This window comes from Pseudomonas sp. PDM13 (genome assembly GCF_025685765.1).
Taxonomy (GTDB): domain Bacteria; phylum Pseudomonadota; class Gammaproteobacteria; order Pseudomonadales; family Pseudomonadaceae; genus Metapseudomonas; species Metapseudomonas solani.
Genome location: NZ_JAOTQU010000010.1, coordinates 1 through 12,347, shown reverse-complemented (window position 1 = coordinate 12,347; position 12,347 = coordinate 1). Strand labels below are relative to the sequence as shown.

The window sequence follows — 12,347 nt, the reverse complement described above, 5'->3', positions numbered from 1 at the left end:
CTCTACCCATCCTACGGCCCAGGTGATGTGCTCTTCGTAGGATGGGTAGAGCACAGCGAAACCCATGCGGATAGCAGCCAGCGCATCTACGAGAAATGCCGGTTGGCGATGCGTTGCAGGCCGAGGTTCTCGCGCAGGGTGCGGCCTTCGTATTCGCGGCGGAACAGGCCCAGGCGCTGCAGCTCGGGGATCACCAGGTCGACGAAGTCCTCCAGCCCGCCGGGCAGGTGGGTGAACAGCAGGTTGAAGCCGTCGGCCGCACGTTCTTCGTACCAGCAGGCCATCTCTTCGACTATCTGGCTCGGCGTGCCCACCAGCAGGCGATGACCGCCGGCACCCAGCGTGCGCAGCAGCTGTGTGGCGGTGGGCTTCTCGCGGCGGATCAGGTCGACCACCAGTTGCTGGCGGCTCTTGTGGCGCTCGGTGAGCGGCAGCGGGTCGGGCAACACCACCGGCGCATCCGGCGGCAGGCGTTCCAGGTCGATGCCGATGTCCACCAGGAAGGACAGCGCCTTGAGCGCCGCCTCCGGGTCCACCAGGGCCTGAAGTTCTTCGTGCTTTTCCTCGGCTTCGCTGGCCGTGCGCCCCACCACCGGGGCCAGGCCGGGGAATACCTTGAGTTCATCCTCCCCGCGCCCGGCCCGGGCCAGGCGGCGGTGGATATCGGCATGGAAGGCCTTGCCCTCCTCCAGGGTCTGTTGCGCGGTGAACACCAGCTCGGCGGTACGTGCCGCCAGGGCGCGGCCGGCCTCGGAGGAGCCGGCCTGGGCGATCACCGGCCAGCCCTGCAGGGGCCGTGGCGCGTTGAGCGGGCCGCGCACGCGGAAGTGCTCGCCCTCGTGTTCGAGCACGCGCATGCGCGCCGGCTCCAGCCAGGTGCCGGAGGCCTTGTCCAGGGGGAAGGCGTCGTCCGCCCAGCTGTCCCAGAGCCCGGTGACCACCTCGAAGAACTCCCCGGCGCGCTGGTAACGATCCGCATGCTGCAGGTGCTCGGCGCGGTTGAAGTTCTCCCCGCCGATCAGCGCCGTCACCAGGTTCCAGCCGGCGCGCCCGCCGGAGAGGTGATCCAGCGAGGCGAACTTGCGGGCGATGTTGTAGGGCTCGTTGTAGCTGGTGTTGGCGGTGGCGATCAGGCCGATGTGCTGCGTAGTCACCGCCAGCGCCGGCAACAGGGTCAAGGGGTCCCAGCGCAGGCTGTAGGCGCTGCTGCGCAGCACGCGCGGGTCCAGCTCGCCCACCGCCACGTTGTCGTTGAGGAACAACGCATCGAAGCGCCCGCGCTCCAGGGTCTGGGCGTAGTGCCGGTAGCGCTCGAAGTTGATCGAGGCGTCGGCATCCGCCCGGGGGTGCCGCCAGCTGCCGGCGTGGGCGCCGGAGCCGGAGAGAAAGGCACCCAGGCGCAGGCGGCCGTCACGCCTTGCCATGGCTGGGCTCCTGCTCGGCAGCCGCCTCGACGGGCGCAGCGGCCTTGGCCCGCAGCAGCACGGCAACGCTGGCCCACACCAGCAGCACGCTGGCGGCGAGGAACAGCATCACCGCCTGGTAGCCCTGGAGGAAGGCGCCGTGCACCCAGCCCTGTAGCACCTCAGGGGCCTGCACCAGGTGCTCGCCCAGCAGTGCAGCGCCCTGCTCCGGCGCGGCGGCGGCACGGGCCAGCCAGTCGGTATCCGCCGACACGCCCGTGGCGCCGGCCAGCTCGTGGGCGGCGAAGCCGCGGTAGATGCCCACGCCCACGGCAAGGCCGAGGCCGCCGCCGACGTTGTGCAGGGTCATCAGCGAGCCCATGGCCACCGAGCCCACGTGCTGCGGCACCGAGGAAATGCCCAGCACCGTGGACGGCCCGAGGATGCAGGCCCAGCCCAGGCCCATCACCGCGAAGGCGCTGAGCAGGTGCGGCAGTGAGGTGCCTTCGCTGAAGCCGGCCTGCAGCAGCGCCGACAAGGCGAAGAACAACAGCCCGGCCTGGATCAGCAGCGCCGGGCCCTTGCGGTCCACCAGCCGCCCCACCACTGGCGAGAGCAGCGCCACGCCCAGGGTGGTGGGCAGCAGCAACAGGCCGCTGGCCTGCACGCTCTCGCCACGGATCAGCGACAGGTACAGCGGCATCACGAAGAAGGCCACGCAGTAGAACAGCGCCAGGCCGAAGCTGGCGCTGACGGCCGCGACGAAACGGCGGTTGGCGAACAGCCGCAAATCGACGATGGGCGCACGTACCCGTAGCTCCACCGCGACGAAGGCGATGAAGGCCAGCACCGCCAGGCCGATCAGCCCCAGGGTGGTGGCCGAGGCCCAGCCCCAGGCGCCACCCTGGACGATTACCAGCACCAGGCTCGGCAGCCCCACCAGCAGCAATGCAGCGCCGGCCCAATCGAGCCGCGCGCCATCCTGCTCGGCCCGAGACTCGTCCGCCGCCAGGGCGATGATCGCCAGGCTGAGCAGCACGAAGGGCACGTTGACCAGGAAGATCCACTGCCAGCCGAAGGCGCTGGTGATCACCCCGCCGAGCACCGGCCCCACGGCAAGGCCGACGCCGTTGACGCCGAACAGCACGCCGAAGGCCTTGCCCTGTTCTTCGCTGGCGAAGGTGGCCGAGACGATGGCGCCGGAGGCCGTGTAGAGCACCGCGCAGGCCAGCCCCTGGGCCACCCGCGCCGCCACCAGCGTATCGATATCGGATGCCAGCCCGGCGCCGAGGGAAGCCAGGCCGAATACTGCCAGGCCGATGTTCAGCACCCGCCGGCGGCCATGCAGGTCGGCCAGGCGGCCCACCAGCACCATGGCGCTGGACAGCGCCAGGATGAAACCGTTGATCACCCATTGCAGCCCGCCCACCGAGGCATTCAGGTCGGCCTGCAGGGCCGGCAGCGCGGTGTTCACGATGGTGAAATCCACGCAGCCGAGAAAACTGGCGATGCTCACACCGAGCAAGGCCCACCATTTGCGTTGCTGTTGCGCAAAAACGCTCATGGAAACTCCTATCCGTCATTCAGGTTGGAGGCCGTCGTCCGTGTGGCGTGGGGCCGTTTTTGGTACTGGGAATTTGTAGGGGCGAATTCATTCGCCCATGCAGCCCGAAGGGCTGCGCTTTATTCGCGGATGAATCCGCTCCCACAGGTGCGTGCCGGGTTGGCGGTGTGGGAGCGAATTCATTCGCGATGCTTGGCTAGATCGCAATCGCACTCCCGGCCCAGGCCGGGTGCACCGCGCCCGGCAGGGTGAAGGGGATCGGGATGCCGCGCTTCTTGAACTTCAGCGGCAGCCAGTGCACGAGGTCCGGCGCATGGGGTTCGATCAGCAGGCGCCGGGCGGTGGCCATGGCGTTGGTCATCTGCTGCGGGTAGATGACGTAGTCGTAGCCCTCCTCCGCCCAGAGCGGGAGGATGATCGGCACCTCTTCGAGGATGTATTCGCGGCACTGGGCGGCGGCGCGCTCAGTGTCGGCGTCCGGGTCGCGCAATCGGAGGCGCTCGATGAACACGCCGATGGTGGCTTCGATGGCGCCGCGCAGGTCCTCGCTCTCGCGGTACAGCTGGTTCACCTGCTGGCGCAGTTCGGCGTAGCGGTCGGAGGCCAGCTCCTGGTTCCAGCGGCTGATGGTCACCGGCGCTTCCAGGCCGGCCAGGTACTTGCGGTTGCGCGCCAGCCAGGCATCGCCGTCACGGATGGAGGCAGAGAGTGCCTCCCCCGGGGATTTGCCGTGCTTGTTGTGGCGCTGCAGGGTGTCGGCCACCACCACCTTCACCCGGCTGAAGCCGGATTTGTTGATCAGGTGCACGGTGGAGCTGAGCTTCTGCTCCTCGTGGTATTCCTGGCCCACGCTCACGGCCAGCACGCAGTGCTTGCCGGTGAAATCCAGTTCTTCGCCGCCCTTGTTGAAATAGGCCTTGAGGTTGATCGCTTCCACATCGCTCATGTCTTTAGCTCCAGTAGGCAAGGGGCTGGTCGTCGCCGAAATAGCCGATGAATACACCGAGGGTGACCCGGGTGGCGGTGGCCGAGGGGCGCACCGCGTGGATCAGCCGGGGGTTGAGGAAGATCAGGTCGCCGGGCTCGGGCTTGATCACCAGGTCCGGCGGCGGCAGCAGGTGGCGCTCGATGCCATAGGCGCGCTCGCCGCGCAGGCGGTCGTACTCGATCTCGTCGGGGTGGATGCCCCAGATCTCCAGCTCGCCGCCGTCTTCGGGTATCTGCAGGTAGATGTTGGTGGAGAGCTGGGTGAGCAGCTTCGGCTCGTGGTCCTGGGGCGCGTTGCGCTCCAGGTTGTCAGTGTGGGGCGTGAGGTCGACGCCATTGCCCTGGAAGCGGGCGATGCCTACGAAGCACTTCTCGCCGTTCACATCCAGCAGCCGAGCGCCCTTGGGCCAGGCCTCGTCGAGCAGCAGGCGCAGCTCGTCGATGGGCGACGCCAGGGGGCTGAACACGCTGCGGATCTTGCGGATATTGGTGATGGCCTGGGCGTGGTATTCGACCCGGCTGGCCTCGTCACCGATTTCGATATAGGCCTTGCCCAGACGCACGAATTCGGTCTGCTCGCTGAAGGCGCCGCGCAGCTCGTGCCGGCTCAGGCGGTCGAGCGCCAGGGCCACGGTATCGGCCGAAGCGAAGCCTTTGATGAGGATGCCGTAAGTGCGGGCGTGGATAACATCTTGTATATGCGCTGCGGTCAATTCTTCGACCGTGGTAATGGTCAGCATGAAGACTCCTTGCGTATCCCTGAAAGTTGTCATTCGGATTAACAGCAGGCGTCCCTGCCTGTTATGTGTGCGTGATCGAATGATCACCTGGCTTGCATATTCAACAAGCTCCAAGGGCTTGTGAAATATCGATTTTCTCTAGCATCCAAACTTTGTTTCCAATTAATACGGGGTTATTTCAAATCAACCCGAACAACTATTAACGCCACGCATGAAGATTATGAAAGTTACAGTTCAAAGTTGCGCAAAACAGCAACTTGAAATGCGATTGCGGCCAACTTATCGGGCACTGTTGAACTGTCGATCCACCTGGGTTTCGGCTTCGAATCCCGGCCCGATCACGCCCTCGTCCTGGTACAGCCGCGCGGTGTCGGCCAGGTCCCTGACCAGGGCCTCGTCCACGTCCACCCGCCGGGGCTGTGAGTAGCGGTTGGAGCGCAAATGCACCTCCAGTGGCAGGCCGCTCTGCTGCGCCTGGAGCGTCGAGAATTCCTCGACATGGGCATTGGCCCAGTCCCAGGCGCGGCCCACACGCTGGAGGAAGTCCCGCAGTTGCTCGGGCTTGCCGCGGATCGCCGCCGGGTTGGCCACCAGCAACATGTTGCCGGCGAACAGCCCCTCGCCACTGACCAGCACCCGCGTGCCGCCCTCCATCTTCACCATGCTGGTGTAGGGGTCCCAGGTGGCCCAGGCATCCGCCTCGCCATTGGCCAGCAGGCTGCGCGACTCACCCGGCTGCAGGAACACGAACTGCGCATCGCGCCCGCTGCGGCCCACCGAACGCAGGGCGGCCAGCGCCAGGTAGTGGCCGATGGAGCCCCGCGTGGTGGTGATGCGCCTGCCCACCAGGGACGCTGCGTCGGTGAGGGGCGAGCCCTCGGGCACCACGATGGCCACGGCCCTGGGCGTGACCTTCAGGCGCACCACGCCCACCGTCTTCAGCCCGGCACCGGCCGAGGCGGCGAAGACGAAGGGCGCGACACCCAGGGTGCCGATATCCACAGCACCGGCACTGAGGGCCTCGGCCGTGGGCGCCGCCGCACCGAAGGAGGCGAACTCGATCGGGTACGGCACCTCGTCCAGCTCGCCGGCGGCCTGCAGCAGCACCTTCAGCGAGTTCTTCTGGCTCGACACACGCAGCGCCTCGGCGCCCAGCGCGGGGGCAGAACCCAGCGCCAGGCACAGCAGGCCCAGCAGCACACGGCCCTTGCCCATCATCAGAACGCCAGGCTCACGCGGCCGTAGTAGTAGCCGCCACCCAGGCCGTAGGGCGAGAACATGCCGTACTCGTAGGTGCCGGCCCAGGGCACGATGCCGATGCTGTCCGGGTATTCGTCGAACAGGTTGTTGGCACCCAGGGCCACGGTGAGGTTCTGGGTGACGTCGTAGGCGACGTCGATATCGGTGATCCACTTGGCGCTGTAGGTGCGATCGTTGGCCGGGATGTTCGAGCCTTCGGTGTATTCGCCGTAGCGCGTCAGCGTCAGGTTCAGGGTCCAGTCGTCCACCTTGTAGTTGGTGTTGAGGATCCACTTGTCCTTGGGCGTGGCCTTGGTCAGGTCGGTCTGCTGCTGGCGGTCGAAGAGCACGTAGCCGGCGCCCAGGCTGGAGAGCTCGGACGGCGTCTCGGCGAGGTCGCGGATGGTGGTCTTGTTGTGGTTGTAGGCCAGGCTCCAGCGCACGGTGCCGTATTCGTCCAGCGGCTGGCGGTACTCGGCCACCAGGTCGACGCCCTTGGTGCGGGTGTCGGCGGCGTTGGCGAAGTACTGGCCGGAGAGGTTCGGCGACAGGCCGTTGGCGACCAGTATCGCCGACACCGCGGAGCCGGTGAGCACGCCGGTCTGGAGGATGCGGTCGTCGATGTCGATCAGGTAGAAGTCGGCGGTCAGGCGCAGGCGGTCGGTGGGTTCGGCGGTGAAGCCCAGGCTGTAGTTGCGCGAGGTTTCCGGCTCCAGGGTCTCGGCACCGAGGGCGATGGCTTCCGGCGAGCCGGGGCGCATCTGCTTGGTGCGCGCGGTGGTGGTAGTGCCGCCGCTGCCGAAGATGGTCACCGAGCTGGTGGAGGAGAACACGTTCTGCGCCAGGGACGGCGCGCGGAAGCCGTTGCTCACCGCCGCCCGCACCGCATAGCCGGGGGCGAACTCGTAGCGGGTGGTGAACTTGCCGCTGGTGGTCTCGCCGATGTCCTGGTTGTACTTCTCGTGGCGCAGGGCGAAGGCGGTGTACCACTCCGGCGTGATGTTGAGGCCGAAGTCCACATAGGCGGCGCCGCTGTGGCGGATCATGTCGCCGGCGTCCTCGGGGGTGGTGCCGTTGACCGAGAACAGGCCCGGGTCCGGGCGCGTGCCGGCGGTGGGGCCACTGGGGATCACGTAGCTGCCGTAGTTGTAGGAGTTGGGTTCACCCTCGGTGAGCTCGTACTTCTCCCAGCGGTATTCGATGCCGAAGGAGGTTTCCAGCGGGCTGCTCCAGCCGATGTCCAGGGCGCGGCTGAAGTCCAGGTTGGTGGTCCACTGGTCGAAGATCTCGTCGGTCAGGTGGAAGCGGTGCTGGCTCCGCAGCGGGTCGTTGGAGAGGTTGATGTTGTTGTCGGTGTAGAGCTTGGCCTTGTCGCGGCCGTAGGTGGTGGAGAGGTCCCAGTCCCAGTCGGCGGCCAGGCCCTTGATGCCGCCGAGGAACTGGTAGTCGGTCTCCTCCACTTCGCGGGTGGCCTGGCCACCCTTGGGGTACGGCGCGTTGGGCAGCCAGTTGGTGGCGGTGATGTCGGTGGGCGCGCGGTGGCCGAGCACCTTCTTGCCGTCGCGGTAGCTCAGGGTGGAGAAGGAATAGAGCTTGAGGTCCTCGCCCAGGGGCAGCTCCAGGTTGTAGGCGCTGCTGTAGGTGCGGTCGCGGCCCAGGCCGTATTCCTCGCCCCAGCCGTGGCGCTGGGTGATGCGCGGGTCCGGCTGGCCGTTGGCGAGGGTGCCGAAGTTGCCGCGCACGGCGCCGGCGCGGTCGTAGGGTTCCTGCACCTTGGCGTCGAAGGAGAGGTTGAAGAAGCCGCCCTCCCCCAGGCCGAAGCCGAAGTTGGCCGCCTCGTGGCCGGTGGTGCCGTCGCCGCTGTAGTACTGGCCGAGGGAGCTGTCCGAGGTGATCCCTTCCGCGTCCTTCTTGAGGATGATGTTGATCACCCCGGCGATGGCGTCGGAGCCGTACTGGGCGGCGGCGCCGTCACGCAGCACCTCGATGCGCTCGATGGCGGCGGTGGGAATCAGGTCCAGGTCCACCGGCACGGCGGCGGTGCCGACCCGGGCGTTGTTGTTGATCATCGCGGTGTTGTGGCGGCGCTTGCCGTTCACCAGGATCAGCACCTGGTCACCGCCCAGGCCGCGCATGCTGATGCCGCGCACCAGGAAGGCGGTACCACCGCCGTTGATGGTGGGGGCGTTGAAGGACGGCAGCAGGCGCGTGAGCATGTCCTTGAGGCCGTTCTGGCCGCTGGTTTTCAGTTGCTCGCCGGAGATCACATCCACCGGCGCGGGGCTGTCGGTCACGGTGCGCTGCTGGCTACCGCGCACGCCGGTCACCACCACCGTGGACAGGGTCGGGTCGCTGGCGGCCAGCGCTTCGCCGCCCAGGGCGAGGAGCAGCGCGGCGCTGATCGGGGAAAGCGAGAAGGTCTTGCTGAAGGCGTTACGCATCACGGGACTTCCTGTAGGCGACCGCAACCCGGCCGCATCTGGCTCGTTCAATGGGGAGGGAGTGGGTCAGCGGGCCTTGGCGGCCACCGCCTCGACCTCGATCAGCGCGCCGGGCAACACCAGCCCGGCCACCTGCACCGTGGTGCGGGTCGGCTTCAGCGGCTGCTTCTCGCTGCCGAAGAACTGCCGGAAGCCGCGCTGCAGGCCCTCGAAGTCCATGCGCCCATCGAGCTTCGGGTCGCCCACCAGGTACACCCGCAGTTGCACCACATCGCCCAGACCGAGGCCGCGCGGCGCCAGGGCGGCCTCCACCTTGCGCAGCACGGCGATGGTCTGCGCCTCGGTGTCGCCGGCGGCGCGCAGGTCATCCTTGGCGGCCTTGGGGTCGGCCGGGTCCGGGAGGATGCCGGAGACGAAGGTCAGCGCCGTACCGGCCGGCAGGGTCGCCGACTGCAGGATCGGCGAGTTGGGATAGGTCGAAGGCACCCGCTCGATCTCCGCGGCGTGGCCAGCGGCGGCGAAAAGGACCCCCAACCCCAGAAGGGCGTGTTTGAAAGGCATCACGAAAGCTCCAAGGTTTTCAACGCCAGCCTCGGAGGTCCGCTACCTGGCAACTAGGTTCTGGTTATGGATGCGGCGCGGCGTGGTTCAGGCCGTTTGCCGGTGTTGCGACGTGCCTTGCGCACGCTCGAAGATATTCCGCACTACGCGCCGGGCAGCACCGGCGGCGGCTTCCTGCCAGATGCCCACGCCGCTGTGGGCGAGGCCGTCGCTGGTCAGGTGCACCCGGCCCTGGGCCTGGTTGAGCAGGCCGTAGTCGGGCTCCGCCACCTCGTGGCTGATCCACGGGCCGAGGCTGTGGGGAATGCGGTTCCAGGCGATGGCCAGCGGCTTGCGCAGGTCCTGCCCGTGGCCGGGGTGCAGCAGCTCCACGGCCTGGCGCGACAGGGCGATCTGCTCGTCGATGCCCTTGTCGCCGAATTTGCGCGCCACCTCGCCGTTGTTGTACGCGGCGATGAGGATGCCCTCCGCCTGGTTGAAGCCGCCGCTGGGGTACCAGAGGCCGGAGGACTCCTGGTTGAGGAAGGACAGCCCGCCGTAGATCTGGTAGTCGGTCTCCCAGAAGCGCCGCGACTGCCAGGCCACCTTGTTGGCGTAGCCGAACTGCACCGCCGAGATCGCCTGGCGCACCGGCGCGGTGAAGTTGGCGTCGATCTTCGCCAGCAGCGGCAGGGGCAGCGCGATCACCGCGTAGTCGCTGGTCACCCGCTGCTCGCGGCCGCTGCGGCGGTCCAGGTAGGCGATCTCCACGCGGTCTTCATGGTTACGGATCGAGCGCACCTCGGCGCCCAGGCGCAGGGAGGACTGCAGGTGGCGCTGGAATCCCGCCGGGATGCGGTCCATACCGCCCACCGGCTGGAACATGGTGGGCGAGAACTCCGGGTATTCGTCGATCATCAGCGCCGTGCCCAGGGCCGGGTTGAGCAGCGTGCGCAGCGGCAGCGGCTCGTTCTTCTGCGCCAGCTGGTCGCCGGCGCCGGGCCAGACCTTGTAGCCGGAGCGCGCCGAGCCGAGGTATTCGAGCTTCTCCGACAGATCACCCCAGGTCTTGAGGAAGCCCAGCAGGTTGCGTCGGTCATCCGCGCTCAGTTCCTGGTCCAGGGCCTGGCGATTGACTGCCTTGGCCAGCAGCTCGGCCAGGTGGCCACGGCTGTCGTTCACCGCCTGGCGGATCTGCATCGGCGGCGCAGATAGGTCCGGGCGCACCAGGGCGTTGCGGCTGGTGTTGACCAGCACCTCCAGCTCCACACCCAGCTCGCGGCAGTAGCCGAGCATCAGCTGGTGGTGGCTGGGCAGGCGCGCGGGGCCGGCGTTGAAGTAGAAGCCCTCGTCGAACTCGGCGACCTGGGTGGTGCCGTCGGTGTACTCGACGCGATCGCCCTTGCGCAGCGTCCAGTTGCGCCCGCCGACCCGCTCGCGGGCCTCCAGCAGGTTCACCGTGAAGCCCGCCTTGCGCAGCTCATAGGCCGCCACCAGCCCACCGATGCCGGCGCCGACCACGGTGACGCTGGCGCCCTGCCCCAGCCCGCTGGCCGGCTGCAGCGCCGCGTAATTCTCCTGGCTGGCGCCCAAGGCCGGGCTCATCACCCCGAGCATGCCCATGGCCGCCGTGGCGGCCCGGTAGCCCCCCACGGCACCGATACGGGCGATGAGCTGTCGTCTGGTCAAAGGCATTGCAGGCACTCTCCTTGATTCCCTTCCACCGGGCACGGATCGCCCGATGGCGCCCTTCCCTGGCTGCTGCCGGATATCGCATCCGGTTATCAATCAATGCTGTCGAGCTACGAAATAGCTCTATGTGGAGCCATCCTATGGGGCCGAATTTGATAAGAGAAATACATTTTGAGCATATGCAAATATTAAAATGTTTCATGTTTTAAGATTCGCATACTGCACAAAACGCATAATCATCTTGAAACATCATGCCCACACGCCGCAGGGCACGGGCGGCGCGGGGTTGGCTCAGGTGGGCGCTGGGGAAAGTCGAGGCAACTACCAGGACCCATAAGGGATGCCGTGTTGCTTGATATAAGCCGCCGATTCAGGCTCAAGCGCGGGCCAGGCGTACTGCCCATTGGTTTTGCCCTGTGAGGGCCCCAGTGGCTCGACCTTGGCCTGGTAGCGTCCGACCTCGATATTCGACAGACACGGCCCACCCACCCAGGCCTTGACAATGCCGCCGGGGGCCATGCCGATGGAGATGTCATATCGGTACAGGTTATCGACCCATTCGCCATCGGCTCGGCAGAAAGCCCGCCGCGGCTTGAGCATCTCGTCGCGCACCCACTGCGGGATATCGATGCGTAGCTTGTAGGTCTGTGGTTCCACCAGGGACTGCCAGCGCACGAATAGAGTCTCGGGCAAGTCGACATTGCTGGCCGGCATCATCTTCCCTCCACCGTTGTACCAGCCGGGCGTCTTGTCGTTGTAGGCCACCACACCGCCGTGGATATCGAAGTACGCATAACCACGGCGATCGATGACATCCACGCTTTCCACCCAAACCTCCATGAAGCGGGGTGCGCCTATCCCGACATACCAGTAGTCATAGGGCAGCCTCGGCCGGCTGGAGCCTGCCGCGCAACCGGCCAGGGCAAGGATGACAAGGGCCAGCAGCAGGCGCTTCATTGTGGGTACCCCGCTTGCGGTTTGTTGTTGAGGATGACCCGGGTGTCGGGGAGCCGTTCTGCCAGCCGGCTGCCTGCCCAAGCGTGGCGATTACCAGGATTCATAAGGGATACCGTGTTGTTCGATATAGGCCTGCGCGGCCTCAGTGGGGGGGCGGTAATAGCGCCCATTGGAGTTGCCCTCATAGGGGCCCCTCGTATCGACCTTGGCCTGGTAGCGCCCGATCTCGATATTCGACAGGCACGGCCCACCCACCCAGGCCTTGACGATGCCGCCGGGGGCCATGCCGATGGAGATGTCATATCGGTACAGGTTATCGACCCATTCGCCATCGGCTCGGCAGAAAGCCCGCCGCGGCTTGAGCATCTCGTCGCGCACCCACTGCGGGATATCGATGCGTAGCTTGTAGGTCTGTGGTTCCACCAGGGACTGCCAGCGCACGAATAGAGTCTCGGGCAAGTCGACATTGCTGGCCGGCATCATCTTCCCTCCACCGTTGTACCAGCCGGGCGTCTTGTCGTTGTAGGCCACCACACCGCCGTGGATATCGAAGTACGCATAACCACGGCGATCGATGACATCCACGCGTTCCACCCAGACCTCCATGAAGCGGGGTGCACCTATACCTACACGCCAGCGTTTGTATGGGATGTCTGGAGGGCCATATGCACCGGCACATCCGGATAAGACAAAGATCAAAAAGGCGAGAAGCGGGCGCTTCATTGCGGGTACCCCGCTTGCGGTTTGTTGTTGAAGACCAGCCGCTGGTTGGGCGCGGGTTTGC

At 66.6% G+C, this 12,347-nt stretch carries 10 protein-coding genes; all 10 read right to left on the bottom strand.

Annotated features, from left to right (window positions below; genetic code table 11):
* Positions 1 to 86: 86 nt before the first annotated feature.
* Positions 87 to 1,424: an LLM class flavin-dependent oxidoreductase gene (locus OEJ36_RS12420; protein ID WP_263401740.1), complete on the bottom strand. Its 1,338-nt coding sequence runs from the start codon at positions 1,422 to 1,424 to the stop codon at positions 87 to 89.
* A complete protein-coding gene (locus OEJ36_RS12415) occupies positions 1,411 to 2,967 on the bottom strand; it encodes a DHA2 family efflux MFS transporter permease subunit (RefSeq protein ID WP_263401739.1) in 1,557 nt (518 codons plus the stop codon). The genes OEJ36_RS12420 and OEJ36_RS12415 overlap by 14 nt, the downstream gene beginning before the upstream one ends.
* Before the next feature lie 196 nt (positions 2,968 to 3,163).
* Positions 3,164 to 3,913, bottom strand: a complete 750-nt coding sequence (locus OEJ36_RS12410) for a tRNA-dependent cyclodipeptide synthase (RefSeq protein ID WP_263401738.1) — start codon at positions 3,911 to 3,913, stop codon at positions 3,164 to 3,166.
* 4 nt (positions 3,914 to 3,917) lie between these two features.
* Complete coding sequence (locus tag OEJ36_RS12405; RefSeq protein WP_263401737.1) at positions 3,918 to 4,694, bottom strand: 2OG-Fe(II) oxygenase; 777 nt, start codon at positions 4,692 to 4,694, stop codon at positions 3,918 to 3,920.
* 279 nt (positions 4,695 to 4,973) lie between these two features.
* Positions 4,974 to 5,909, bottom strand: coding sequence for an aliphatic sulfonate ABC transporter substrate-binding protein (locus tag OEJ36_RS12400; protein WP_263401736.1), 936 nt, complete (start codon positions 5,907 to 5,909; stop codon positions 4,974 to 4,976).
* Positions 5,910 to 5,911: 2 nt separating this feature from the next.
* Positions 5,912 to 8,374, bottom strand: a complete 2,463-nt coding sequence (locus tag OEJ36_RS12395) for a TonB-dependent receptor plug domain-containing protein (RefSeq protein WP_263401735.1) — start codon at positions 8,372 to 8,374, stop codon at positions 5,912 to 5,914.
* A 66-nt stretch (positions 8,375 to 8,440) separates the two neighbouring features.
* Positions 8,441 to 8,935, bottom strand: coding sequence for a RidA family protein (locus OEJ36_RS12390; protein WP_021221894.1), 495 nt, complete (start codon positions 8,933 to 8,935; stop codon positions 8,441 to 8,443).
* A gap of 87 nt (positions 8,936 to 9,022) precedes the next feature.
* Entirely contained in the window at positions 9,023 to 10,609 is a 1,587-nt protein-coding gene (locus tag OEJ36_RS12385; RefSeq protein ID WP_263401734.1) for a flavin monoamine oxidase family protein, read from the bottom strand.
* Positions 10,610 to 10,927: 318 nt separating this feature from the next.
* The gene (locus OEJ36_RS12380; RefSeq protein ID WP_263401733.1) at positions 10,928 to 11,563 is read right to left on the bottom strand and encodes a DUF2931 family protein; all 636 of its coding nucleotides are present in this window, start codon (positions 11,561 to 11,563) and stop codon (positions 10,928 to 10,930) included.
* 90 nt (positions 11,564 to 11,653) lie between these two features.
* Positions 11,654 to 12,347 (bottom strand): DUF2931 family protein (locus OEJ36_RS12375; RefSeq protein WP_317891577.1); only part of this gene is annotated, 694 nt, incomplete at its 5' end.